The sequence below is a fragment of the Paraburkholderia sp. RL17-380-BIE-A genome (assembly GCF_046028085.1).
GTDB lineage: Bacteria > Pseudomonadota > Gammaproteobacteria > Burkholderiales > Burkholderiaceae > Paraburkholderia.
Map to the genome: position 1 here is coordinate 336,900 of NZ_JARESQ010000002.1, position 26,750 is coordinate 363,649.

The following is a 26,750-nucleotide window of genomic DNA, read 5'->3' on the forward strand; positions in this document are numbered from 1 at the left end:
GGCACAACGGCATGAGAACCATCGACAACACCATGGGGGACCGCAGCAGCGCCGGTGTCTCAGGCCCTGTGACCCGGGGCTCGATCATCGCGCGTCTGGAGCGGTTGCCCAAGAATGCGATGCAGGTGCGCGCGCGTATCCTGATCGGTCTCGCGACGTTCTTCGACGGCTTCGACGTGATCGCCATCGCGGCCACGCTGCCGATCCTGATCGCGAAGTGGCATCTGACGCCGTGGGAAATCGGCTTCCTGATCGGCTCCGGTTCGGTCGGGCAACTGATCGGCGCATTCGTTTTTCCGTGGTACGCGGAGCGCAGCGGCCGCGTGAAAGCGATCGCGTTGAGTTCGGGGATTATCGGCATTACGAGTATTGCTTGCGGTTTTGCGCCGACGTTCGCGGCGTTCGTCGTGCTGCGTGTGATTCAGGGGCTCGGGCTCGGCGGGGAATTGCCGGTGGCCGCGACTTACATCAACGAGATCAGCCGTGCGCATGGCCGTGGCCGTTTTGTGCTGCTGTATGAAATCGTTTTCCCAGTCGGCCTGCTCGCCTCGAATGCGTTGGGCGCGTGGATCGTGCCGCGTTTCGGTTGGCAAGCCATGTACTTTATTGGCGGCATGCCGTTGATTCTGTTCTTCGTGCTGCGCAAGCTCGTGCCGGAATCGCCGCGCTGGCTCGCCGAACGTGAGCGCATGGCCGATGCGGATGCGGCGGTGCATGTATTCGAACGTGCGGTCAAAGGTCCACTTCCGCCGGTCACGCACTCGGCTGAATTTGAAGCGATGGCCAATCGGCACCCGAAGCGCCGCATGGGCGACCTGTTTGGTCCGGCGTATCTGAAGCGCACGCTGGCCGTGGCGATGTTGTGGATCACCTGCGGCTTTATTCAATACGGCCTCTCGACGTGGCTGCCGACGATCTATCGCACGATTTATCACGCACCGCTGCAACTCGCGCTGAATCTGGCGGTGGCGGCTTCGGTGCTCGGCGTGGTGGGGTCGCTGACTTGTGCGTTGCTGGTCGACAAGGTGGGGCGCAAGCCGATCATTAACCTGTCGTTCGTGGCATGCGCCATTTCATTGCTGCTGGCGGGTGTTTTCCACGATTCGTCGGTGTATGTGGTGGCCACGTTCTGCGCGCTTTCGCTGGGCTTCCTTGCATGCGGCTTCATCACGGCCTATGTGTACACGCCGGAACTTTATCCGACCAGCATCCGCGCGATGGGTTGCGGCGTTGGCGGCGCGTGGTTGAAGGTGGCGGCGATTTTTGCTCCCGCTATCGTGTCCAAGACGATGATCGGCGGCAATTTGCAGGTTGCGTTCTATATCCTCGCGGCCGTGCCGTTCCTCGCGGCGGTGGCGGTGCATTTTCTGGGTATTGAAACCAAGGGCAAGGTGCTGGAGCAGCTTGAGGCCTGAGGTATGTCGGTTCGGGTTTGAGGTGGGAATGAGTTTGGTGGGCGGTTGATGTTGTAGTACCGCGATAGCAGGAAGACGAAGGGCGCACTGGGTGGTGCGCCCTTTCGTTTTTGGGGGTGTGAATGTCGGAAGATTCCTAATTCAATTGAAGATATATCCGCTATAAATCGGTTTTGGCTTTCGATATCGTCCAGGTAGTTAGCAAAGCTACAGGTTGGTGTAATGGTGATATCGATGAAGAATTCTTTTCGATGCCCGCGCCTTTTCCTCCGCGCGCGGCGGGTTGCGAGTGGTGGCGCGGTGGCCGCGGTGGCCTGTCTGCTGGCTTCGGCCATGCCAGCTTGCGCTGACGAGATCACTTACGGATACGACGTGCTGGGCAGGCTCACATCTGTTTCAGTTGCGGGCGCAACCGCTTATTACGACTACGACGCGGCTGGCAATATCACGGCGATCCGTAGGCAAGCGGTGGTGTCAGCCACGCCTTCTACGCGCAGCGCCATCCCTGTGGGGCCGGCCGGCGCTCGAGAACCCGTTTCCGCGCTTGCCTCTACGGCAACCAGCCTGCGCTAGCCGAGCACGTCCCCTTCTTTCCACCCGGGAACTCCATGCAAGTCTCCGATGCCTTGGCGGTGCGTCGTGCGCTGCTGCGTCCGTTCGTTCTGTTCTTCGTTGTACTGCTGTCGTGGTTCGTGGCGCCGCACGCGCGTGCGAACGACTATTGCAATAGCCGATACATCGCCGCCGGTGCTTATCCGGCCGATCCGCAATGCCCGCTGAAGGCCGCGGCCGCTGACTTTGGCGGCATGGGCGGGTACGTGTGCGGCGATCCCAATGTGATCGCGGAATATTGCAGCGGCCCATCAGGCAGCGATACGACAGAACCCGCTTCGCCTGAAGGCAGCATGCCCGACGCGGGACAGAACAATTGTTCGAGTGACGCCACGGCTGGTTGCGGCAATAGCACCTCGGGTGCCGATCCGGTGAACCTGTACACAGGCCAGTTCTACCAGTACGCGCATGACCTGACGGTTGCCGATACGGCTGGAGGGATCGATCTGATACGGGTCTACCGTAGCGGCGGATACGACGCGTCGGGCAATCCATTGGCCGGTTCCTTCGGCGTCGGAATGAGTTTTACCTACGACACCGTCCTTGCTATGAGCACCGACCGCCAGCGCTTCGAACTGCGCGAGGCATCGGGCATTCGCGTGCCATTCACGCCGCGAGCGGGAAGCACGAAGATTTGGGACGATCTGACGAGCCCCGGCGAGTACTACCGCGCGCGGATCGATGCCGTCGGCAGTTCAGGTATGACGCTGACCCTGCGCGATGGGCGAACTCAGCAGTTCACCATGTTTGGTGGCGTCTATCGTCTGGTCCGGTTGCAGGACCGCAATGGCAACGCCGTCGTGATCGCACGCGACAGCAAAACGGGTGCGGTTACGATCGTCAGCAGCCCGAATGGCCGCGCCTTCAATTTCAATTTCATCACAGGTAGTCGCGGCACGCCGCTGGTGTCACGCGTCACCGATCCGCTCAAACGTGAAGTCACGTACCAGTACGACACGCAGGACCGTTTGATCCAGTTCACCGACGCGGGCGGTGGCGTATGGCGATACGGCTGGGACAACCAGAGCCGCCTTGTCACCGTCACCGATCCGCTGGGCAACGTTCAGGTGAGCAATACCTACGGAAATAGCGGCGACCTGAAGGACCGCGTGGTCTCGCAGAAGCTCGCTGACAACAGCACGTTCGGCTTCGCATACACGGTGGTGGAAGGCAACGTTGGGCAGACTGAAGTGACGGACCGCCGCGGCAGTGTCCGCCGGCTGGAATTCGATGCGAATGGTCACGTATTGCGCAATACCTATCCAGCCGGGCTCGATATTGCCCAGGTCCAGACCTTCGCATATGACGCCACCGGCAGGGTGACGAACCGCACATGGGCCGATCGCCGGTACAGCTATGTCTACGACACGAATGGCAATCGCGTCAGCGAGGCCGATCAATACGGCACGTTGGTTACGCGTAGCTTCGACAGTTACAGCCAGCTGCTCACCGAGGCGCAGGCCGGCGACCCGCAGCGCGGCGTGAGCACGGTCTACGCGTATGACGCGAAAGGCAATCTGCTGACTGTCACCGACCGGCTGGGTAACCGGACGACGTTGACGAACGATAGCCGTGGGCGACCTCTCACGGTGACCGACGCCCTCAAGGGCGTGACGAAATATGTTTGGACCGGCGCTGATCTGACCAGCATCACGGATCCGCTAAACCGTATTACGCAATTCACGACTGATGCGGTTGGGCGGCTGACGTCGGTGCAGGACCCGCTCGGCAATACGACGCGGCGCACGCTCGATGCGCTGGACAGGACTACGGATGTCATCGACGCCGCAGGCGGGGTGAGCCACTTCACGTGGGACAGTGGCGGTCAGCTGCTCAGTCAGGCTGATCCAAAGGGTGTCACGACGCGCTACACGTACAACGCGATTGGCCGCCCACAGACTAAAACCGATCCGTTGGGGCACAGCGAGACGTATACGTGGAACAGCGCCGGGCAGATCGAGTCCGTGACCGACCGCAAAGGTCAGGTGACGAGCTTCACCTACGATGCCGCTGGCCGTGCTTTGCAGACGGACTTCCGGACGGAGACTGGAGCGCTGCCGGTTCGAAGCTGGGCGTATGGCTGGAATGATGCGCTCGACAAGCTGAACGGCACCCGGGACTTCATTCCTACCGCGGACGGCCGGGACCAGAAGGAAGTCGATACGGTGTTCCGCTACGACAGCCTTACCGGCAAGCTGATCCGCACATTGGAGATCCCGACGTTTCAAGGAATATGGACGTATCGCTACGCGCCCGACACCCGAGATCTGGCCGGCATCGATATGGATCGCGCGACGGTGAACTACAGCCGGGATGCGGAACATCGGGTGACCCAGATCCAGTACGAGGTAAACGATGAAGCGCCGCGTACGTTCAATTACACGTACGACCCGCCGGGGCGGCTCGGTCAGGCCACGTTTGCCAATGGCATCGTGGCAGCCTATACGTGGGACCCCGCGAGTCAATTGACTGGCATCACCTACCGGCGTGCAGATGGCAGCGTCCTCGGCGACCTGACATATGGCTACGACCTTGCGGGCCGGCGCACGAAAGCAGGTGGCAGTCTTGCGAAGGTCAACCTGCCGCAAGCGGTGAGCGACGCGCAGTACAACGGCGCGAATCAGTTGACGCACTGGGCGGGCAAGACACTGTCGTATGACCTGAACGGCAATCTCGCCAGCGATGGTGTGAATCAGTTTGGGTGGAACGAGCAGAATCTGCTGACGCAGATCGACGGTGGCGTGACGGCCAGCTTCAGTTACGACATGTTCGGCCGGCGCAATGATCGCACGGTCGATGGCCACCGCATGCAGACGGCCTGGATTGGCGATGAACTGAACTTCATGGTGGCGGATGGTGACTGGTCACAGCGTATTCGCGTGTTCTCGCCTTATCAGGCAGGCGGTCCGGATGAACTGACGTTCCGGCGCATTGGTGACGACGCGAGCCAGGACAGGTATGTGCTGCGCGATGCGAATAACAATGTGATCGCGTTGACGGATGCGGATCAGCAGGGTCGGACGCAGTACAGCTATGAGCCTTACGGCGCGACGGTTCTGACCGGCGTTGCGGATCCCAATACGCAGCAGTACACCGGGCGGGAGAATGATGGGACGGGGTTGTATTACTATCGGAATAGGTATTACAGTCCGGCGACCGGACGGTTCATCAGTGAGGATCCGATAGGCTTCGCGAGTGGGCAGACGAATGCGTATGCTTATGTGGGTGGCAATCCGGTTCAGTTCGGTGATCCGTTTGGCGAGTCTAAACTCATGCCCATTACGGGCGGGCCGCCGGGCGGCTTTATCGTTCATCCGTTTAAACCCAAGGTGAACTACTACGATTCAAATGGTGATTTGTCGGCTCAGTATCATGGTGACCATTCTCATGATGGAATGAGGCCGCATGGTCATAACGCCGGACCGAATTTTGACCGCGATGAAGGGTTTCTGCTTTGTCCGATCCCTTAAGAATGGATTTTGATTTGGGCGTTGACGCGCGATCCATGCTGTCGACGCCCTCGCCAGAAGCGAGATCTTGACCGATCGCAATCTAAATGGTTCAACGGGTGCAGACACCATTGCGGAATGGGGCCAAATAATGTGTGAAGTAGATGACTATGGGTGGGGCGAGGTTGGCAACGCCATCTTGTTAAAAAAGGTATTTGGATACTGGCCGGCTTTCCACGATGCACATGTGCTGTCTATCAAGATGGAGTACGGAAAACGCGGCGCCCGAGAGCTAGATGTCGCAATCGAATTGCGACATTGGGGCCAGGATAACCCAAACTGGGTTGCAGGTGGACCAGACTGCGTCATTACACTGACCCTCCTTGAGGTAAGGATCGCAGACGTATCTATGGACGCTTTCGTTCACGATAACTCCGTAGGTGACGTTTGCTTCACGAGGACAGACGACAACCTGTTGCTTTTTGAACTTGATCCTAATAGTGGCGCCAGCGTTTTCCTTGCGTGTACATCTGCTGAAATTACTCGAATAGAGCCATATTGCGCGTCAGGTTCTTCAAGTACGATGTGACCCGTCAACGTGTGGTCGGCGCGAGGGCGGCACAGTACCGTTTGTTCACTATCGGAATAGGTATTACAGTCCGCAGACGGACAGGTTCATCAGTGAGGATCCGATCGGGTGGGCGAGCGGGCAGACGAATGCATGCTTATCCAGGCGGGAACCCGGTGTCAAAGACTGACCCGTTTGGGCTTGGACCATGGGACCAGAAGTATGGCTTGTCGAATACCTATTGGAATTGGCTCCATCGGCAAGATGGGGGTTCGTTGATCACAGACTTTAAAGACCCACGGACCGGGCAGGTGCCGAAAGACACTGCGTTGGAGTACTACAAGATCTATCTTTTAGAGACCGGGCAATGCGGGTGAAGGCTCAATATTTGTGAGGTGATGAACTTTATGCCTGGTTGCATTTTTTGTGGATCTGGTGCGGACTTCGATGTAGACGGATTCTTGGTGTCCTCGCCGTGGTCCGGTATAGCAGACATATTTCGACGCGGGCCGACTGGGAATGCATACCGCCCCATCAGAGAGTCCTCGTTCCTACAAATCGCTGTGTCGCCAATTGACGAGCATCTCCTTGAACCGCAGATTAATGCGACACTCAGTTTCTTGCAAAGCTACGAGGCTGAAGTGAGGCGGCTGGCCAGGTTTCCAGGGGTGGACGCGGTCGAGTTCCGCATGGGCCTCTTCTGGTTGCCCGACACAGCTATTTACCCGATTTCGCTCACGCCATCGTTTCTCAAGGCAGTTGGCGACGTAGGTGCGACCGTTGACATATATGTTTATGCAAGTGACGGCGTAAATTAGGTTGAGCGTTGTTCCCTCCACCTACCCCACCCGCCGCCTGCACCCTTCAATCACCCACACACTCATCAACCCCGCGCCCGCGCACGCGACGATATCCGGCTTATAAATCGCCAACGCCATCCACACGAGATTCGTATAACCGCGAAAAAACGCTGGTATAGCCGCACGCAGATCGCTCCAACGCGTCGTCGCCAGCACGCCACCCGTCGCCGACATCACCGTAAACAAGGCCCACGCAAACTGTGTCGCGCGCGCTTCGCGCTGTACCAGCAACACGATCAACGCTGCGAACCCGGCGAACCATACAGGCACACAAGCCCAAAACACAGGCGGCCGACGCGCAACCCATTCGCGCCATTCCGCCTGCGAAAACGAAATGAAGAACGCGAACAACACGCCGTGCGCATAAGGCATCAACCACGCATGCGAGTCCGTAGCGATCCAGTGCCCGGCAAAGCCCAGCGCCGTCGCACTGAAGGCCGCAAGTATCGCGAGTTCCTTCACAGGCGGCCACCCGTAAATCAACGCAGCCCAAATCGTGCAGACCCCTAGCGTGGCCATCGCGATCGAAGTCGATCTTCCGCTGCCGTCTTCGCACAGCGAAATGGTGGTCGCACCAAGCCACACAGGAACCCACCCATAGCGCAGCCAACCGATCGCGCGTAACGCCCGCAGTTTTTGTTGCTGGCCTTCGGACAGCAACACGGTGGCGGCAGCGACCATCACCAAAGCAAGCATGAGTGTCGAAACAAGAATGCCCAATTGAGCCGGCGCCCACTGATCGAACCATCGGCCGCGACTGGAATTGAGCGAAGCATCGGCAAACAGCAATCCGCACCACGCATTCAGCGCGAGCGCCGGACCAAGCAGGCGGCCCGCGCTAATGCGAAACTTGAGGCAGCGGCCCCAGAAATCGACCTTCTCGGCATCGAGCCGCAGCCGCACGACATTGGGATGGTAACGGCATAGCGCGATCAGCAGTTGCTCCATCTCGGCGCGCACGCCGGCACGAAGCAGCGCTCTGGCGCCGACCGTCATTTGAGGCAATGGCCCTTCGAGCAACGCCATCGCGTTGGGAAAGCGCAGGCGCAGCGCGTCGTAGTCCTCGTCGGCAAACACGCGGTCCAGCGCGAGCGCCGCAATGGCCGCATTGCGCCGCCGCAGATGCGTCGCGCTGTCCCGCCAGCCGAGGACCGCACTTAGGTTCGTGCGCAGCGTGGCCGGCGTGTCCTCGTTTAGACAATGGCACAGCGCCTGCCATTCGAGTTCGTCGCGCGTCGGAATGTTGATAACGCGGGCAAATAGATCTTGCAGTGTCCGCCGCGACCCGAGATCATCCGCGTGCGCGACGAAGTTTTGCCAGAGTTGGACTGCGGTTTCGAAAGCGTCCAGTTCGCGAGCGGCCTGAACTTCAGAGGTGTCGGCCGTAATGGACAGCATCACAGGCGCTTTTGTAGATCTCTGCGTGGGTTCGGTCAACTCCGCGGTCGCGATGCCGTCCACATTCACCTGCGTGGGCGCCGTGGTCGATTCCTGTGCGGCCGTACCGCTCGCCATCTGCAACGCGGACTCATACGCATACCGCAAACGCTGAAACGCCTCGGCATCTTCGTCCGGACGCTGTTGCTTCAACAGCCGCGCATAGGCGCGACGCACCGCACGCTCGTCGGCATTCGACTCGATGCCGAGCACGTCCCAAGGCCAATGATTGTTCGCAATCGTGTTCATGGCCGCTCAATAAGTCACATGCACATCAAAGCGGTCGAGCAGCGCGCCCAGTTCGCCGCGCGCCTGCGCGATTTCATCGGCATTCTGATGCTCGATCAGCGCCTGGAAGCGAGCGATATGCGCGGCCAGATATTGCCGATGGTCGCCCAGCGTTTCTTCGTAGACACGGTCCGCGCGCGTCAACAACGTCCGGTTCTCGAGTTGGTCGCGTGGATGAATCTTCAGCGCGCTCAATGCAGCGAGGCGCTCGCGGATTTCTTCCGGCGTCATCACACCGGGGTTCTCTTCAATCACCATTGCGCGTTTCTTGCCGTCCGGAAACGCGGTGGCTTCCACTTCGAGCACACCGTTGATGTCGTAAGTGAAGCGCACATCCGCGCCTGCTTCGCCCGCTGGTTTGAGCGGCACTTCGAGCGTGAATTCGCCGAGCGATACGTTGTCCGCGGTCAGCCGCGCTTCGCCCTGAAACACCTTGAGGTTGAGTATCGGCTGACGGTCGCGCACGGTAAAGATGCGCTGCATGCGGCTCACCGGCACGATCGTATTGCGCTCGATGATCGGCAGGAAGTGACCCGGCACGAATTGGCCCGGACCCACCTGCATGGCCGTGTCGATGCCGAGGCTATACGGCGCGACATCGGTCAGCACCATTTCTTCGAGCCCGGCGTCGCGTCCAACGAGACCGGCCTGTACCGCAGCGCCGAGTGCGACCACCTCGTCCGGATTCAAATGTCCGGTGGGCAGGCGACCGAACATCTTCGAGACCAGCTTGCGGACCATCGGCATGCGCGAAGCACCACCCACGAGAATGATCTCGTCGAGCGCAGCCACGGCGATTTTCGAATCACGCAAGGCGCGTTCTACCGGCTTACGCAGCCGTTCCAGCAAATGCTCGCAAGTGCGCTCCGCGGCGGCTGCGTCGAGTTGGAGCGTGTACTTGTCGTCGCCGGCTGCAAGCTCGAGGGTGACGCTTTCAACGCCGCTCTGCGTGAACTGACGCTTCGCACGTTCGGCCTGCTGATGCAGACGCTGTGCTGCAACCGGCGCGAGCGATCTGACCTTGAGGCCGTTGCGCTGGCAGAACAACTCGACCAGTGCCTCGGTGAAATCTTCACCGCCCAGAAAATTGTCGCCGGTGCTCGCGCGCACCTCCATCACACTTTCGAAGAAGTCGAGCACGGAAACGTCGAAGGTGCCGCCGCCGAGATCGAAGATCAGAAACTTGCGCTCGCAATCGCGTTGATGCACGCCATACGCCAGCGAGGCCGCTGTCGGTTCGTTGACGAGACGCAGTACATTGAGACCGGCCAGTTCCCCGGCGATGCGCGTGGCTTTGCGTTGTGCATCGCTGAAATAGGCGGGCACGGCGATCACCGCGTCGCTGATCGCTTCGCCGAGAAAAGCTTCGGCATCGGCCTTCAATGATTTGAGTACGAGAGAAGACAGCTCTTCGGGGCGCAGCGTTTGCGCGCCGAGCGACACGGTGCGGCTCGTGCCCATGTAGCGTTTGAAGTTTGCAGCGGTACGTTGCGGATGCGTATGCAGGCGATCGTGGGCGGGGCGGCCGACGAGGATCGAGCCGTCGTCGTCGATGGAAACGCACGAGGGCGTGAGCGTCTCGCCTAACGCGTTCGGGATGAGGACAGCGTGGTTGTCGCGCCAGATTGCCGCGAGACTATGCGTGGTTCCAAGATCGATGCCGATGATCGAAGGCATTTACGGTTTCCGATTCGTTTGCGCCCCTCCATGAGGAGACCGCCCAGGTTTTCGCTGATGCATTGCGTGGAGCCGGGTGTAGCTCCGTCCAATGGCGATAACGGCAGACCGCACGCAAACTTGAGCGGCGCGGACAAAAGGTCGCTGAGGGAATCGGATCGTGGGATGCGCTGCGCATGGCGGCCGGATGATCGGCCGGACATGCGAAAGCGGCGAGCCGTGCGTGGCACACGGCGTGGAGAGAGGTACTCGAAGCGCGCTAGACGAGCGTGCTGCGCGATAGCGATCGCTATCGCAACGTCGACATCACAGCGCTTTGCGATAAACCACGAAACCCGAGCGGTCCGCGACCTGGTCATACAGCTTCATCGCCGTCTGATTGGTTTCGTGTGTCTGCCAGTAAACGCGCTGCGAACCATCGGCTTTGGCGCGTGCATATACCGCCTCGATCAATGCTCGGCCCACGCCTTTGCCGCGTTCGCTATCGAGCGTATAGAGGTCTTGCAGATAGCAGATGGGTCCCGCCATGGTGGTGTGACGGTGATACAGAAAATGCACGAGACCGAGCAACTGGCCGTTGCGTTCGGCGACCATGGCATGCATCGGCTCATAGCCGTCGAAGAAACGTCCCCAAGTGATTTGCGTGATTTCGCGCGGCAGCGCTGTTTCGCCCGAGCGGCCATAGAACGCGTTGTAGGCGTCCCATAGCGGCAACCACGCGTCGAAATCGGCGGGTGCGACAGGGCGGATCTGAATCGGGCCTGACATGTTTGATTCCTCGTTAAGTGAAGATTCTCAAACCGTCAGCATAAGAAATTTGTCGCACCATTGTTAGCTCCACAAAGCGGCCAGAACTTGGAGCCACGCGCAGGGTGATCGCCTCCGCCATGGCGCGCTAGACCGTTTCCGCCTTGAGCCATCGCGCGAGCAGCGCATCGTCGCCGGTTTCCAGCGACTCCGCGATTCGGCGTCCCACCGCCGCGCCGAATTTATACCCGTGTCCGGAGCAAGCCGACACCACTAGCGTGTTGCCAATCCGCTTCGAAAAGAACCGCTTGTCCGCCGTGAAGGTGTACGCGCAGGTTTTTACTTCGGATACCGTATATTCGTCTATGCGGCCGAACGGCGGCGAAAACATCCGGCGCAAACGGTCGCCCTCGCCAGGCGCGGCAACGCGATTGGCGTCGGGGTCCAGCGCAAGCGTTTTATTGACACCCGCACCGAACTTCAGACCGACGCCGTCGATTGGTGGCAGCACATAGCCGTCATTCTTGCCGCCAATGTCGACGATCGCGGGTGCCGTCGACCACGCGTCCTCCAGATCCGCCGGCGGCTCCAGGTAAGCGACGGTATTGCGATAAGTCATCAGGTTTTCGGCGAGGGCCGGGAACAGTTGCAACGTCCATGCGCCCGCGGCGACCACGAGCTTGTCGGCACGCACGAGAGTGTCGTCTTCGAGACGCACGGAAGCGGTGTGCGGATCGACCGCGAGCACCTTCGTTTGCATGCGAATATCGGCGCCGCGCATCTTGAGCCACGCTTTCATGTCGCGTGCAATGCGTTCGCTGAACAGCGCACCACCGTCGCGATCGAAGTAAGCATAACGAAAGGTGTTGGGGTCGAGAAAGGGAAACCGCGCGGCGGCATCGCGTGGCTCAAGCCTTTCATACTCGAAATTCATGCGGTCGAGTCCGGCGCGGAACTGCTCGGCGCCGTCGCCCGCGAATTGTGAAATGCCGAGTACTCCGCAGTTTGCATAGTGTGAAACGCCGAGGTCGTTCCACAGCAGGTCCCAGCTGTCGAACGCCTCGGCGATGGTGTGCGCGTAGCCGTCCGCATCGCTGTAGGCACGGCGAATCATGCGATGCCGGTCGCCTGAAGCGGCGAGTGGATTGGGAATCGAGCCTTGCTCGATCAGTGTGATGTCGTGTCCCTGTTTTGAGAGCGACCACGCCGTGCTCAAGCCGGTAATGCCCGCGCCTACGATTGTTATCCGCATGCCAACTCCCCCCAGTCAATGGTCCTGGGTCAGAGTCTAGCAGCGGGAAAAATAATCGGCGCGCGTTGCGTACGTTCGCGCGCGAGTCTATCCAGACGAAATGTTCAGCGAGCAGGGGGCTCCGCGCGCCGCGGTGTCAGTGTTTGCGGTCCGCGCTATGACGAAGCTGATTGCGGACTTTTTTCGCCGCAAAGAGCGGTACGTAATCGAATACACGCGCGTCCTGACGATAAACAGCCAGGATGTCCGCGTACAGCTTCGAGACCGTTTCCGTTGGCGTGTCGGTTTCCTCGGCGATGCTTCTCACCAATTCGTCTACGTTGGGCTCGGGTTGAGACATGGGCTTCTCCAAGGATGCCAGGCAGGTTGGACGGACACAGCGCGCACAGCAGGAGTTTCATTAGAGGATGCGATGCACGGGCATGCCAATTGAATCGATCTATCACATGATTCAATTCACAGAGATTTTTGTCTTGCGGTGCAGCAAGTCACCGTGTGGCGCGGCTAGCCGGAAAATCAATGCGTATGCCGGTGGTGAATATCTGGGAAATGCGCGTGCGCATGCGTGATGGGTGCATGTTGGTGCGGATGCGTGTGCGGCTCGGCGCCGTCCCACGCGAAGTCGTGCTCGTGCTGATGATGCGCGTCGTGCCGGTGACGGTGTGTATGTTCGAGCGGATCGTGCGTGTGAGGATGTTCGTGACGCTCGCGAATGTGCAGCCACACGCCCAGCGTCATCAGCGCGGCGGCGATCCAGAACAGCGGCGGCGGCATTTCCGGCCAGAGCAGCCACGACAAGGTCACGCCGAACAGCGGAGCGACGGAGAAGTAGGCGCCCGTTCGCGCCGTGCCGAGATTGCGCAACGCAACGACGAACAGCATGAGGCTGACGCCGTAGCCCGCAAAACCCGTGAGCATGGCGAGCGCGACGGTCGGCACGCTGGGCCATGCGGCACCGAGTACGAACGCGAGCGTCACGTTGACCGAACCGGCCACGAGCCCTTTTACGCAGGCGATGAACATGGCGTCGTGCGCCGACACCTTTCGCGTGAGGTTGTTGTCGACGGCCCAGCACGCGCACGCGCCAGCCAGCAGCAGCGTGCCGGGCGGCAGGCCCGCCGCGCCCGGCTGCCAGGAGAGCGCCACGCCGCCCGCGACGATCGCGGCCATGCCGAGGAACACCTGCACGTCGACATTTTCGCGAAACACGACCCAGGCGATCAGAGCGGTGAACACCCCTTCCAGATTGAGCAGCAGGGAACCGGTGGCGGCCGGCGTCGTTTTCAGACCCAGCATCAATAAAGCGGGCCCCACGACGCCGCCGGCCACGATCGCGCCGGCCAGCCACGGCACCTCGCGTAACGGGAAGCGGCTGTGGTCGGCCGGTTGCCCGGTGCGCCCGCCTTTGAGCCGGCGCGCCAGAATCAGGGCGGCAAGGCCCGCGCCGCTGCCGAGATAGAACAGCCCGGCAAGCAGGAACGGCGAGAGCGAGCCGAGCAGCGCTTTGGCGAGCGGGGTCGTCGCGCCGAACAGGGCGGCGGCGAGCAAGGCGGTAAACGCGGCATTGAAGCGGGAAGGCATGAGCGGGCGATTCAGGTAGGAGAGGGCGTTGCAGACACCTCAATGCTAACCGGATGGCGCGGCTTACGCTGCGCTGAACCGCCGTTTTGGATAGAAACTCCCCGAAGGCAGGATCGGCTAGCCTCGAAGGCACGGCGGTCAGATCGCCGGAAACTGTCCCGCACGCGCCGAGCGTCGCCCGAGCGTGCTTTGCAGTGTCGCCGCGCGGATTCGCGGTCGGCGCGCGCATCCATCCGGCCCCATCGAACGTAATACCTTTATATCCGCCACGTTCGAGGCCATTGCCATGCGCCGTGTTGTGCTTACCACCGTCGCCGCCGCTGTTGCGGCAGTTCTACTGTTCTCGCTCGCGGGCTGCTCCAACGATCCGCCCAATCCCAACCCGCGCGCGAGCGAACCGCTCTCCACGGTGCCGGTCGACTTGCCGCGCTATATGGGCCGCTGGTACATCATCGCGAACATTCCCTATTTCGCCGAGCGCGACATGGTGGGGAGCCGCGCGGAATGGAAATTGCGCGACGACGGCAAGATCGAGGACTCGTACTACGGCCGCAAAAAGAGTTTCGACGCCGAGGAAAAGCACTATCAGTTTCTCGACACGCCCGTGCCGGGCAAAGACGGTGGCGAGTGGAGCGTGCAACTGTTCTGGCCGGTCCACGTGACGCAACTGACGCTCTATGTCGATCCGGACTATCGCTACACGATCCTCGGCTATCCCGGCAAAAACCTCGGCTGGATTTTTTCCCGCGAGCCGGACATGAGCGATGAAACGTATCGTGCCCTGCTCGGCCGGCTCGACGCGATGGGTTACGACACGTCGCGCTTCAGACGCGTGCCGCAGCGGCCGGATCAGTTGGGCAAAGCAGGCTTCGCCTCGCCGGGCGACAAGGACTAGCGGGCGCGCCGGACGCATCCGATCGCGCTTTCGAAGCGTATAACCCGCATCGCCTTTGAACGAGGAATCCATGCCAGCACTTGCCGCCGCCGTGATTGCCCTGATTGGGCTCGTCGTGATTTTCAGCGCGGTCTGGGCATGGCAGTTGAAAACCGAAAACGCCGGCATGGTCGATCCCATCTGGGCGTATTCGCTCGGTCTCGTGGCCGTGCTCTACGCGGTGCTCGGCACAGGCGACCCGGTCGCGCGCGCTCTGACCGCGCTAGGTGGGTTGATCTGGGGTGTTCGGCTCGGCACGCATCTGTGGAAGCGCAATGCCGGCAAGCCCGAAGACGCGCGCTATCGCCGCTTCCGCGAAGAATGGGGCGACAAGGCGGCGAGCAGGATGTTCTGGTTTTTCCAGTTGCAAGTCGTGATTTCGATGCTGCTTTCGATCGCGTTTCTGGTGCCGTCGTATCGCGGCACCGCGCCGGCCACGGGATGGATCGTACTGGCCGTGGTGGTGTGGATCGTCTCCGTGGCCGGCGAGGGTATAGCGGACCGCCAGTTGCGAGACTTCAAGGCCAATCTGGCGAATCGCGATACCGTGTGCCGCGTCGGCTTATGGCGTTACTCGCGTCATCCGAATTACTTCTTCGAATGCGTGCATTGGCTCGCGTATATCGCACTCTCGATTGGCACGCCGTGGGGCTGGTTCACGCTGCTGCCGCCGGTACTCATGGCGTTTCTATTGCTGAAGCTCTCCGGCATCCCGCTGCTCGAAGAAAGCATGGCAAAGCGGCGGCCCGGTTACGCCGATTACATGCGCACCACCAGCGCATTGATTCCGTGGCCGCCGCGGCAGTGAACGCTCGCGCAGGGCGCCTGCACACCTTCAAAATAAAAATCGCGAAAAAACGATAGGGAGTCTGTTTCATGAGCCTTTCCACCACCGGTCACACCCTGCCGCCGTCACCCGCCGAGCCCGGCGACGGCTGGCTCATTCAGAGCTGCGAACGTGGCTGGCTGCCCGACGGCGTGATCCGTTTCGGCATGCGGCAGTTGATGCGCCAGCGCCTGCGCGACGAAGCGCTCAATAACGGCGAGGTGCGCGCGCAACGCCTCAACCGTCTGCTCGATGATCTGCGTGCGAGCCCGATCGCGATCGAAACGCAAGCCGCCAACACGCAGCATTACGAGGTGCCGGCTTCGTTCTTTCACGCGCATCTCGGGCCGCATCTGAAGTATTCGTGCTGCCTGTATCCGACCGGCAGCGAGACGCTTGCGCAAGCCGAGGCGGCCATGCTGGAACGCTACGCCGAGCGCGCGGAGCTGGCCGACGGTCAGCGGATTCTCGATCTCGGCTGCGGCTGGGGTTCGTTGTCGTTATGGCTGGCGGCTCGCTATCCGAATTCGCGGATCGTCGCGCTATCGAACTCGCACGGGCAGCGCGCGTTCATTGAAGCGCGCGCGGAGCAGGCGGGCTTGCGCAACCTCACGGTGGTCACGGGCAACATTGTCGATTTCGAATTCAATGACGAACAGCTTGGCCGCGGCTTTGATCGCGTGGTGTCGATCGAGATGTTCGAGCACATGAAAAACTACGGCTTGCTGCTCGCGAAAATTGCGCGCTGGATGCGCGAGGACGCCAAGCTGTTCGTGCACATCTTCGTGCACCGCACGCTCGCCTATCACTTTCAGGTGCAGGACGGCAGCGACTGGATGTCGAAGTATTTTTTCACCGGCGGCACCATGCCGTCCGAGGCGCTGCTGCTCAATTTCCAGGACGACCTGCGCATGGAGCGGCAGTGGTGGGTGAGCGGCACGCATTACGAGCGCACGGCGAATCATTGGCTCGCCGCGCTCGACGCGGCACGTGGCCGGGTAATGCCGATGCTCGTCGATACCTACGGCGCGCGCGATGCGGCCGTGTGGCTGCAACGCTGGCGCATGTTCTATATGGCCGTGGCCGAGCTGTTCGGCTACGCGAACGGGAACGAGTGGGGCGTCGGTCACTATCGGTTTGTGAAGCGCTTTGTGAAGCGTTGAACAACGGCCGGCGAGGTTTACCAACCCCCAAAGCGGGATACGGCGTGCCGGCCGCCTTTCATTGGGTTTGCGCGCGCGTCTTTCTGAGGGGCGCCGTCTCGTAGAAGCAGCACTGACGATTTGTCGTGTTGCTGGAAACTGCGCAGTGATATGGGTATCCAATCAGAATCGATCCTGAAGTATGGACGCCCGATCTGATCGAATTGCATGGCAACGTCGGCGGAAATGTGCCGCAGCAACGACAATGGCGTTCTGTTCGCTTGCCTGTTGCCGCAACCCACCTGCCAGGAACTGCCGATGACCGCTCCGATTCCCTTCGTCCCCGACCGCTTCAAGACCAACGCCGCGCATTACCTGGCGGGGCGTCAACCGTATTCGCCGCGCTTGATTCGCCGTGTCGCTCAGTCCTGCGAACTCGGCGGTTCGCACCGGCTGCTCGATCTCGGCTGCGGGCCGGGGCAGCTGTCGCTGGCGTTTTCCTCGTGGGTCGGTTCGGGTCTCGCGCTCGACCCCGAACCGGAAATGCTGCGCATCGCGGCAGGCCTGGGCGCTGGAATTGCTCCGAATATCGAATACCGCCAGGGCAGCTCTTATGACCTGTCGCCGGCATTCGGACGCTTTCGGTTGGCTGTCATCGGCCGCGCGTTTCACTGGATGGACCGGCCCGACACGCTCGCGAGGCTGGACGCGCTGATTGAGCCGGAAGGCGCGCTCGCACTGTTCTCGACGGCGATGGTCACCGACGCGCCGATTGCCTGGCTCGCGCCCTATCAGGCGTTGCTCGAAGAATACGCGCAGAGCGACCCGGCACGCGTGCAGCGCAAGTCGGACGACTGGGAGAGTCACGACACGGTGCTCGCAAAGTCGTCATTTTCGGCGCTGGAGCGCGTGTCGATTGTCGAAACACGGCGGACGTCGGTTGAATCGCTGATCGAGCGGCCCTTGTCGATGTCGAGTCTGTCGCGTGAGCGGCTCGGCGAGCGGCTGGACGAACTGCAAGCCCGCATCCGGCAGCTACTGGATGCGCATGCAACCAACGGCTGGGTCGAGGAGCGAATCGAGTCGATCGCGCTGATCGCACGGCGCGAGGCAAGGCTCGGCTAGGCTGCAATGGCGGCTTTGCGCCGCGCGCGCGAAATAATCTGAAACATACTAGAAACATACTATTAAGCGTGTGGCGGAATAAAGCCGCACACTGGGGCGTTCTCCTACCGTGCTGCGGTGCCATGCGCCTGAATCCGCCTCGGCATGACGGGAATATCAAACAGTTTTCGCAGCAATGAATCTGCGGACGGAACAATCATGAACACGCACGCCGACTCTTTGGCCGACTCGAGCGGCACGCCAGTGCCGTCCCGTTACACCCGCACGGCCATGGTGCTGCACTGGCTGATCGCGCTGCTGATGATCGGCAACGTGGTGCTCGGCCTGAGCGCGGATTCGCTGCCGGACGACTGGGTGCGCCCGGTGATCGACACCCACAAGTCGATCGGTATCACGGTGCTGGGTCTCGCGCTCATGCGCATCTTGTGGCGTGTGTCGCACAAGCCGCCGCCGTTGCCGCGCGAGTTTCCGTCGTGGGAGAAGATCGCCGCGCACGTCGCGCATTTTCTGCTGTATCTGCTGATGATTGCGCTGCCGCTGTCCGGCTGGCTGCACGATTCCGCATGGAAAGACGCGGCGACGCACCCCATGCGCCTGTTCGACCTGTTCCCCTGGCCGCGTATCGGCTATGTGATGAATCTCGATCCGACGCTCAAGGAAAGCTTGCACGACCGCTTCGGCGCGTTGCATACGTGGCTCGGCTACGCGCTCTATGCGCTGCTGGCAATGCATATCGGCGGGGCGTTGAAGCATCAGTGGATCGATCGCAAGTCGGTTCTGAAGCGCATGGTGCCGTAAGCGCCGCGTCCACTTATCAACCGCAGCACAGACTACCCGGCAGTCATTTTGAAGAAAACCCTGGAACAGGCTCTCGCGCTCGCGTCGCCGCGCATTGTGCCGCGTCGCTCGACGCCGTTGAGTACGTTCATTCACCTGAGCGTGGTCGTGCTGTGGCTGCTGCTGTTCGCGCGCGCCTTCTTTCTGCAGGGCGCGCTCGCGTGGTCGACGGGCATTGCCTATGTGGTGTACGACACCTTGCTGCTGGCGTTCGTCACCTGGAAGACGCTGCCGCTGATGCGGCGTACGCCGCCGCTCGAGCCTGAGTTCGAGCGGCGCAGCTTGCCGAGCATGGGCGTGATCGTCGCGTCCCATAACGAAGCGGCGGTGCTGCCGGTGACGCTTGCCGCGCTGTTGCGGCAGACGCATGGGCCGGCGCAGATCGTCATTGCCGACGACGGCTCTACCGACTCGACGCGCGAGCTTCTGATCGAGCGCTTCGGCCTCACGGCGGCCGCTGACGGCGCGCTGAGCGCACCCAGCGCGCTGTATCCGAACCTGTTCTGGCTGCGCGTGCCGCACGGCGGCAAGGCGCGCGCGCTGAACGCCGCGATCACCGTGATGACCACGGAAACCGTCATGACGGTCGACGCCGACACCCTGCTCGACGACGACGCCACCTACGCCATGCGCGCCGCTTTCGCGAGCGAACCGAGGCTCGTCGCCGCCGCCGGCATTCTGGTGCCGGTATGCGGCAAGTCGGTGTCGGGGCGCGTGTTCGAATGGTTCCAGACCTACGAGTACATGCGCAACTTCATCGCCCGTTTTGCGTGGATGCGCGCCGACAGCCTGCTGCTGATTTCGGGGGCCTTCGCGTCGTTCAGGCGCGACGCGCTGGTCGACGTGGGCGGCTTCGATCCGCAGTGCCTGGTTGAAGACTACGAGTTGATTCACCGGCTGCGCCGGTATTCGGTCGACCACGGCCTCGACTGGGACGTGCGCGTGGTCGGCGAGGCGCATGCCCACACCGACGCACCGGACAATCTCGCCAGTTTTCTGCGTCAACGGCGCCGCTGGTTCGCGGGCTTCCTGCAAACGCAGTACTGGAACCGCGACATGACCGGCAATCCACGCTACGGCACGCTCGGCATGCTGATGCTGCCGGTCAAGGCGATCGACACCATGCAGCCGATCTACGGCTTGACCGCCTTTGCGCTGCTGCTCGCTTTTCTGCTCGGTGGGCATGGCGCGATCGTCGTGTCGATCTTCAGCGTGATCGGCCTGAAAACGGCAATCGATCTCGCGTTCTATCTGTGGAGCATCCATCTGTATCGCCGCTGGACCGGCGAGCGCACCGGCTCCAGTTTATGGATGGCGGTGTTCGCGGCGATTGCCGAGCCGTTCACGTTTCAACTGGTGCGGCACGTGGGCGCCACGCTCGGCTGGCTGCATTTCCTGCGCGGCGGACGGTCGTGGGGCGTGCAGCGCCGCTCAGGGCTGGTGGCGCACGACGAAGGCTAACGCGGCGCCTTTTTTTAAGGCGGTGTTCCGGGTGACGGGACGGTGCGATTGCGCGGCAAGGCACGCGGTCCGCGAACCCATGTGGTGTCGGGTTCTAGTAGACTGGCGACGACGCCGCCCGCAACCTGCGGGGCGGCAACCTTCTATCCGCCCGTGCACGGAGACCCACCTATGCATGCTGTGCCCCCGCTAGAACAAGACACCGGCGATGCGACCGTCGATGTGTCGCCCCCCCAGACAGCATCGCAAAAAGCCGCTCACGCGCCCGGCCAGGCTGCCAACGACGCGCCGGTGCGCGATCTGCGCCGCGTCGGCATCCACCCAGACTACTGGTATCCGCTTGCGTGGTCGCATGAGGTGAAGCGGGGCAAGACGCATGGTGTCACGTTCGCGGGCGACCCGATCGTGCTGGCGCGCACGGAGGGCGGCAAGGTGTTCGCGCTCGAGGACCGCTGTGCGCATCGTCAGGTGCCATTGCATCAAGGCGTGGTGGATGGCGAATCGATCCGCTGCGGCTACCACGGCTGGACGTACGACTGCTCGGGCAAGTGCATCGACGTGCCCTATCTGGGCCGCGACCGTCTGCCGAATGGCGTGCGCTCCTATCCGTGCCGCGAAGTCGAAGGCCTGATCTTCGTTTTCCCCGGCGACGCCGCTCTGGCCGAACAACGGCCCATGCCGGATCTCGGCTCGGTGTCGGACACGAAGTACAAGACGCGCCGCTTCGGCCGTCCGGTGAATTGCCACTACTCGTTCATGCACGAGAACCTGATGGACATGAACCATCAGTTTTTGCATCGCAAGCAGATGGGGCAGATGCGGGCGCGCTCGCTCGGCCGGCGCCGTGGCGAAGGCTGGGTCGAAGTCGATTACACGTTTGCGCGCATGGCCGGTCAGCAGCCGATCGGCGAAGCGATCGTGTTTGGCCAGAGCCGCAAAACCGGCGGCGACAACGACAAGGACGTGATGACGATCCGCACCGAATATCCGTATCAGACGCTGCAGATCCGAACGTCGGAGCAGACGTTGGTGATGAATCTGTGGATCGTCTACGTGCCGCTCGATCGTGAGCAGCGCACCAACCGCACGTTCGGGCTGCTGTCGATTCGCAAACCGGGCATTCCCGGCGTGCTGAATCTCGCGTGGCCGTTGCTGGTGTGGTTCACCGAACGCATTTTCAAGGAAGACCGCGAAATCGTCGAAGCCGAACAGCGCGCCCATGATTCACAAGGCGCGGACTGGAATCACGAGGTGTTTCCGGTCATCAACGAACTGCGCGCGTTGCTGCGCGAGAGCGGCGCGCCGGATCAGGTCGTGGGCGCCGGCACGGGCGATACGGCGGTGATTCGCTTCTGGGATTCGCGTCAGGGCAGCCCGCTTGCGAAGAGCTGATAGGCCGGCCTCTTTGAAGCCGGACGCCTCGCGCCAGTGACAATATCGCGCGGATAATTCGTAAGAAAAACTTTCCCCTTCGAGGGGAATTAATCCATCTCCGGACGGTAGGGAATCCCGGGCGATCGAGCGGCGATAATGGCAGCTAATGCACGGCGGTTTGCGCTAATCGACATGCGCCGGCCGCGTACCCGTGTACCATTTCGCTTTTTCCGATCTTCAAGACTAGCCCGTGACTACGCAACACATCCCTACCGCAACCCGTAAATCCCTCACTCTGCTGCAATTGCTGGGCCTCATCGGCGCCGCCGGCCTGATCGCCGCCATCGTGCTGAACCAGTTCGTCTAATCTCTGCGCGAAGTCTCGGCGCAACGCTTCCGACCCCTGCCGGCACGTCCCGAAGAAAGTCTCTTTGGGGCGCGCTGCCGGCTTTATCGATATTCCGATTTGCCATGTACAAGAAGGGCGTAGCCGTAGAAATCCAGTTTTCCCCCGAGCGGCTCAACGACGGCGCCGGCGATCCCTACTGGATCGATCTGACGCAGGCCGAGGCAGAGCGGCTGCTGGAAAGCCTGCAGGCGCGTCTCGCGGCAACCGGCGAAGGCACGGCCGCGCCGTTGGTGGTGAGCCTGGATGAAACGCCGGCGTCGCACGCGGCCGAAGCGCCGCAGGCGTCCGCCGACGGTGCGGCCTGCGCGGACGATTTCAAGCAGTGGGTCTGCGTGATCTGCGGCTGGGTCTACGACGAAGCGGCGGGCTTGCCGGACGAAGGCATTGCGCCGGGCACCCGATGGGCGGACGTCCCGGCCGACTGGCGCTGCCCGCTTTGCGACGTGGGCAAGGAAGACTTCGCGCTGGTCGAGTTTTAACCCGGCCAACGGATAACTCGCGCGGCTGATTAACCCGCGCCCTCCGGAAAATCCGCGCCTACCGTGGTGGCTTCCCATGCATCGAAATCGCCACGCATGAAGTCCAGCTTCTTGCGCGCCAGTTCGAGTGCGACTTTGCCGAGCAGCAAACGCAGCGGCGGTTTGTCCGACAGCGCAGCGTCGATGATTGCCTGCGCCGCGCGCACCGGGTCGCCCGCCTGCTTGCCGCTGCGCGCCTCGGTCTGCTTGCGGCGTTCGCCGGCCGTGGCCGCGTAGTCGTCGATCACTGTCGCCGACTGTTTGATCGACGGACCCGCCCAGTTGGTGCGGAACGGTCCGGGCTCGACGATCAACACGTCGATGCCGAGCGGTTTCACCTCGGTCGCCAGCGACTCGGATAGACCCTCCACCGCGTATTTGGTGGCGTGGTAATAGCCGGTCGCCGCGAAGCTCGTAATGCCGCCAATCGACGACACGTTGACGATCAAGCCGCTGTGCTGCTCACGCATGATCGGCAGGACGGCCTTGGTCATGTCGACCAGACCGAACACGTTGGTTTCGAACATGGCGCGGACTTCGTCGTCTTCGCCTTCCTCGATCGCGGCCAGATAACCATAGCCCGCGTTGTTGACGAGCGCATCGACGCGGCCAAAACGTTGCCTGGTTTGCGTGACCACGTCTTCGATCTGCTTGGGGTTCGTCACGTCGAGCGGCAGAACCAGTGCGCGATCGGCGTGGCCTTCCACGATATCTTTTACTTTCGACGGGTCGCGGGCGGTGACCACGGCGCGCCAGCCGCGTTCCAGCACCAGCTTTGCCAGCTCGCGGCCGAATCCGGTGGAACATCCTGTGATCAGCCAGGCGGGATTATCTCGATTCATCATTTGGGAAACTCCTGTTGATGTCTACGACATAAGAGGACTCCATGCGGCGCGAGCGCGCTGTGCGCCGTTCGCGTGCGCAATCGGTTTGCTGCAGTGCTTAGCTTGAAGCGTGCCCGGACTTTTTTCGGTGGGTGCCGGCGGCCGTTCGCGTGCTTGGATGCGAGAACGACGCCGTTATTGCTGCTTGCGTCCGGTGTGGATCTTCAATTGTAGCCGGAGCGCGGCGGCTTCGCTTTGCAGCGCCTGAACGAACGCGCCGGCGAGCGGGTGGCCCGGACGATGTTCCGGATGAATCACGCTCACGCGAAACGGCAACGACACGGCGAGCGGCCGGATATGCAGGTTGCGGCCCGCGAAATCGAGAGCGGTTAGCGGATTGACGATCGCGACGCCAAGACCTTGCCGCACGAAACTGCACACCGAGACCGCCGTGGGCGTCTCGACGAGCTGGCGGCGCGCGATATTCGCTTGCGCGAAGGCTTCGTCGATCTGAATCCGGTACGGATCGTTCGACGACAGGCTGATGAAAGGCTGATTCGCGAAATCTTTCAACGCGATCACGCGCTTGTTGAGCAATGGATGCCCGTCAGGCAGCACGCACACTTCATCCACTTCGAGCAATGGCGTGAGGCGCGTGCCCGCTGGCGGCGCGCCATGTTCGGTCAAGCCGAGGTCATAGCGCTGGGCCGTCAGCCATTCTTCCAGAAACGGTGATTCCTGCGTTGCGATCGACAAACTCGCGCCGGGTTGGGCGTCGTGAAAGCGCTTCGCCGCGCCCGGCAGGATCGAATGCGAAAACGCGGGCAAAGCGATCACGGACAACTGGCCGCCCTGGAATTCACGCAGGCTGGCGGCGGTGGACGCCACACGTTCGAGCCCGACATACGCGCGCTTGATCTCGTCGAACAACATGAGCGCGGACAGCGTGGGGCGCAGCCGGCCGTTCGTGCGCTCGAACAAGGCAAAGCCGATGCTCTGTTCCATGCGCGCGAGTTCGCGGCTCACGGTGGGCTGCGAGGTGAAGAGCATCTCCGCCGCTTTGGTGACGCTGCCCGCTGTCATCAGCGCGCGGAAGACTTCGATATGCCGATGCGTGAGCGCCATGATGGGTATATCAGAAGTGAATGGAGTTGCCGAGAATTGGTATTTTACTGAATGCCATGTTTTTAGCATGATGTCGTTGACACCAACGTTCTGACATCGAGAGACGGAAACCGTGACGCCATTCAATCCGCAACAATTCGTCGGACTCGCGCAAGAGCATGGCACGCCGCTTTGGGTCTACAACGCAGACCTGATCCGCGAGCGCATTGCCGAATTGCGCAGCTTCGACGTGATCCGCTACGCGCAGAAGGCGTGTTCGAACCTGCATATCCTCAAACTGATGCGCGACGAAGGCGTCATGGTCGACGCCGTCTCGTTGGGCGAAATCGGTCGTAGTCTTGCGGCGGGTTTTGCACCAGAAGGCGATCCAGAAGGCGTCGTGTTCACGGCGGATCTGATCGATCATGCGACGCTTTCCACTGTTGTCGAACACCGCATCACAGTCAACGCGGGTTCGCTCGATATGCTCGAGCGGATAGGACGCCATGCGCCCGAAGGCCATCGCGTCTGGCTGCGGATCAATCCAGGCTTCGGCCACGGGCACAGCAACAAGACGAACACGGGCGGCGAGCATAGCAAGCATGGCATCTGGCTCGACGATGTGCCGCGCGCGATTGAACTGGTCCGGCGTTATCGTCTGAAGCTGGTCGGGTTGCACATGCATATCGGCTCGGGCGTCGATTATGGGCATCTGTCGCGCGTCTGCGAGGCGATGGTCGAAGCTGTGAAGGGACTGGGCCACGATATCGAAGCAATTTCCGCGGGCGGTGGTCTGTCGGTGCCGTACCGCGAAGGCGAGCCAGACATCGATGTCGAGCATTACTTCCGCCTCTGGGACGCGGCGCGGCGGCAGATCGAAGCGCACGTCGGGCATGGCGTGAGGCTGGAGATCGAACCGGGGCGCTTTCTGGTCGCGCAGGCGGGGGTGCTCGTGGCGGAAGTCCACGCGTTGAACTCGCGCCCCACGCAGCAGTTTGCTTTGGTGGATGCCGGATTCAACGACCTGGTGCGGCCGTCGTTTTACGGCAGCCATCATGAGATGACGGTGCTGAGACGTGATGGCTCGCCGAGTGACGCACCGGCTGATTCGTTCGCGGTGGCCGGGCCGCTGTGCGAAGCCGGCGATGTTTTCACCCAGGCCGCGGGCGGTGTCATGACGAGTCGCTCAATGCCGACGCCCGCAGTGGGCGACTTCATCGTGTTTCACGATGCGGGTGCGTACGGCGCGTCGATGTCTTCGAACTACAACAGCCGGCCGCTCGCGCCCGAGGTGTTGCTGGAGTGTGGCAAGCCTAGACTGATTCGTCGTCGTCAAACGCTCGATGAGTTGCTCGCGCTCGAAATAGCGGTTTGATTCCAGCGTCGCTCAACGCGCCCGCACCGTGCGCGTGTAGGAAGCGATCATGGTGGCGAGTTCCTGCGCAGCGGGCGTAAGCGGAATGGCGGCGCGCTGCAACAGGCAGACGTTCTGCTCGACCGCGCGCTCGCGCACGGGAATCGAGGTGAGCGTGCTCGCAAACGGCCCACGCTTCACAACGATCGACGACTCCAGCGAGAGGCAATCCGTTGCGCCCACCAGATGCAGCGTCTCGTACAAGCCTTCCACCGTCGCGACGATATTCGGCGGCGGCAAGCCGTGGCTCTCGAACAGATGGCTCAGTCGATTGATTTGCGGGTCGGCCGTGAGATTCGGCGAGCGCGTGGCGACCCACGTGCAATCGACCAGTTCGGCTAGCGACGTCGCGCCCGCTTTCGGATGCCCCTGGCGGCAGACGATCACCGGATCGGACGGATAAAGCGGCATGACCGAGAGATCGGCGGTATCCGTATGCTTCGATACCAGCGCAACCGCGAAATCCAGCGTGCCTTCGCGAATCCACGAAATCATCATGCGCGAGGTGCCGGTCCGCAGATGCACCGCGACCCGCTCGAAGCGCGTGCGAAATTCCATCAGCACCGGCGCGAACGCATCGACGAGCGGCTCGGTCGTCATGCCGAACGTGACCTCGCCGACATAGTCGCCTTGTAGTTGCTGCACTTCCTGCTCCGCGCGTTCGCATTCGCCAATGATCGCGCCGGCCCGCTGCAACAGCCGCTGGCCGAGCGCGGTCAGCGCAATGCCCCGATTCGTGCGGGTGAAGAGCGTGGCGCCGAGCATGGATTCGAGGTTCTGCAATTGCTGCGTGATGCCACTCTGCGCAATGCCGAGCGCCCGCGAGGCCGCGCGGATGCTGCCGTGCTCGGCGACGGCGGTGAATGCCCGGAGTTGGGAGATCGTCAACGCCATGG

At 61.7% G+C, this 26,750-nt stretch carries 21 protein-coding genes; 12 read left to right on the forward strand and 9 right to left on the reverse strand.

Features of this window, described 5'->3' with window-relative positions:
• Positions 1-11 precede the first annotated feature (11 nt).
• The 3 genes from P0D68_RS04310 to P0D68_RS04320 all read left to right on the forward strand — a co-directional run bounded on the left by P0D68_RS04310 (position 12) and on the right by P0D68_RS04320 (position 6,065).
• Positions 12-1,415, forward strand: coding sequence for an MFS transporter (locus P0D68_RS04310; RefSeq protein ID WP_408294785.1), 1,404 nt, complete (start codon positions 12-14; stop codon positions 1,413-1,415).
• Positions 1,416-2,023: 608 nt separating this feature from the next.
• A complete protein-coding gene (locus P0D68_RS04315; RefSeq protein ID WP_408294788.1) occupies positions 2,024-5,497 on the forward strand; it encodes an RHS repeat-associated core domain-containing protein in 3,474 nt (1,157 codons plus the stop codon).
• Positions 5,498-5,564: 67 nt separating this feature from the next.
• Positions 5,565-6,065, forward strand: coding sequence for an Imm50 family immunity protein (locus P0D68_RS04320; protein WP_408294791.1), 501 nt, complete (start codon positions 5,565-5,567; stop codon positions 6,063-6,065).
• Positions 6,066-6,883: 818 nt separating this feature from the next.
• Here P0D68_RS04320 and P0D68_RS04325 read toward each other — a convergent pair.
• The 6 genes from P0D68_RS04325 to P0D68_RS04350 form a co-directional block, all read right to left on the reverse strand.
• Complete coding sequence (locus P0D68_RS04325; protein WP_408294794.1) at positions 6,884-8,590, reverse strand: J domain-containing protein; 1,707 nt, start codon at positions 8,588-8,590, stop codon at positions 6,884-6,886.
• Between the two features lie 6 nt (positions 8,591-8,596).
• Positions 8,597-10,306: an Hsp70 family protein gene (locus P0D68_RS04330; protein WP_408294797.1), complete on the reverse strand. Its 1,710-nt coding sequence runs from the start codon at positions 10,304-10,306 to the stop codon at positions 8,597-8,599.
• Positions 10,307-10,612: 306 nt separating this feature from the next.
• Positions 10,613-11,074 carry a GNAT family N-acetyltransferase gene (locus P0D68_RS04335; protein WP_408294800.1) on the reverse strand — a complete coding sequence of 154 codons (462 nt, stop codon included), beginning with the start codon at positions 11,072-11,074 and terminating at the stop codon, positions 10,613-10,615.
• 127 nt (positions 11,075-11,201) lie between these two features.
• Positions 11,202-12,305 carry an NAD(P)/FAD-dependent oxidoreductase gene (locus P0D68_RS04340; protein WP_408294803.1) on the reverse strand — a complete coding sequence of 368 codons (1,104 nt, stop codon included), beginning with the start codon at positions 12,303-12,305 and terminating at the stop codon, positions 11,202-11,204.
• Positions 12,306-12,441: 136 nt separating this feature from the next.
• Positions 12,442-12,645: a DUF3562 domain-containing protein gene (locus tag P0D68_RS04345; RefSeq protein WP_408294806.1), complete on the reverse strand. Its 204-nt coding sequence runs from the start codon at positions 12,643-12,645 to the stop codon at positions 12,442-12,444.
• Between the two features lie 176 nt (positions 12,646-12,821).
• Positions 12,822-13,886: a DMT family transporter gene (locus P0D68_RS04350; protein ID WP_408294809.1), complete on the reverse strand. Its 1,065-nt coding sequence runs from the start codon at positions 13,884-13,886 to the stop codon at positions 12,822-12,824.
• Positions 13,887-14,172: 286 nt separating this feature from the next.
• Here P0D68_RS04350 and P0D68_RS04355 point away from each other — a divergent pair, with 286 nt between their 5' ends.
• The 8 genes from P0D68_RS04355 (at position 14,173) to P0D68_RS04390 (ending at position 22,473) form a co-directional block, all read left to right on the forward strand.
• Positions 14,173-14,781 carry a lipocalin family protein gene (locus tag P0D68_RS04355; RefSeq protein ID WP_408294812.1) on the forward strand — a complete coding sequence of 203 codons (609 nt, stop codon included), beginning with the start codon at positions 14,173-14,175 and terminating at the stop codon, positions 14,779-14,781.
• Between the two features lie 70 nt (positions 14,782-14,851).
• Positions 14,852-15,628, forward strand: a complete 777-nt coding sequence (locus tag P0D68_RS04360; RefSeq protein ID WP_408185850.1) for a DUF1295 domain-containing protein — start codon at positions 14,852-14,854, stop codon at positions 15,626-15,628.
• A 68-nt stretch (positions 15,629-15,696) separates the two neighbouring features.
• On the forward strand, positions 15,697-16,809 hold the full coding sequence (locus tag P0D68_RS04365; protein ID WP_408294815.1) for an SAM-dependent methyltransferase: 1,113 nt from the start codon (positions 15,697-15,699) through the stop codon (positions 16,807-16,809).
• A 297-nt stretch (positions 16,810-17,106) separates the two neighbouring features.
• Positions 17,107-17,913 carry a class I SAM-dependent methyltransferase gene (locus P0D68_RS04370; RefSeq protein ID WP_408294818.1) on the forward strand — a complete coding sequence of 269 codons (807 nt, stop codon included), beginning with the start codon at positions 17,107-17,109 and terminating at the stop codon, positions 17,911-17,913.
• A gap of 198 nt (positions 17,914-18,111) precedes the next feature.
• Positions 18,112-18,711 (forward strand): cytochrome b, encoded by a 600-nt coding sequence (locus tag P0D68_RS04375; protein ID WP_408294821.1) that lies wholly within the window; start codon positions 18,112-18,114, stop codon positions 18,709-18,711.
• Positions 18,712-18,759: 48 nt separating this feature from the next.
• Entirely contained in the window at positions 18,760-20,211 is a 1,452-nt protein-coding gene (locus P0D68_RS04380; RefSeq protein WP_408294824.1) for a glycosyltransferase family 2 protein, read from the forward strand.
• A 171-nt stretch (positions 20,212-20,382) separates the two neighbouring features.
• Positions 20,383-21,603: a Rieske 2Fe-2S domain-containing protein gene (locus P0D68_RS04385; protein ID WP_091805534.1), complete on the forward strand. Its 1,221-nt coding sequence runs from the start codon at positions 20,383-20,385 to the stop codon at positions 21,601-21,603.
• A 453-nt stretch (positions 21,604-22,056) separates the two neighbouring features.
• Entirely contained in the window at positions 22,057-22,473 is a 417-nt protein-coding gene (locus P0D68_RS04390; RefSeq protein WP_091805538.1) for a rubredoxin, read from the forward strand.
• A 29-nt stretch (positions 22,474-22,502) separates the two neighbouring features.
• Here the strand turns inward: P0D68_RS04390 and P0D68_RS04395 are convergent, their stop codons facing one another.
• Both P0D68_RS04395 and P0D68_RS04400 read right to left on the reverse strand, forming a co-directional pair.
• Entirely contained in the window at positions 22,503-23,357 is an 855-nt protein-coding gene (locus P0D68_RS04395; RefSeq protein WP_408294828.1) for an oxidoreductase, read from the reverse strand.
• Between the two features lie 174 nt (positions 23,358-23,531).
• Positions 23,532-24,461, reverse strand: coding sequence for a LysR family transcriptional regulator (locus P0D68_RS04400; RefSeq protein ID WP_091805544.1), 930 nt, complete (start codon positions 24,459-24,461; stop codon positions 23,532-23,534).
• A gap of 112 nt (positions 24,462-24,573) precedes the next feature.
• Here P0D68_RS04400 and lysA point away from each other — a divergent pair, with 112 nt between their 5' ends.
• Complete coding sequence (gene lysA, locus P0D68_RS04405; protein ID WP_408294831.1) at positions 24,574-25,815, forward strand: diaminopimelate decarboxylase; 1,242 nt, start codon at positions 24,574-24,576, stop codon at positions 25,813-25,815.
• A 12-nt stretch (positions 25,816-25,827) separates the two neighbouring features.
• Here lysA and P0D68_RS04410 read toward each other — a convergent pair whose 3' ends face one another.
• Entirely contained in the window at positions 25,828-26,748 is a 921-nt protein-coding gene (locus tag P0D68_RS04410; RefSeq protein WP_408295211.1) for a LysR substrate-binding domain-containing protein, read from the reverse strand.
• Between the last annotated feature and the right edge of the window lie 2 nt (positions 26,749-26,750).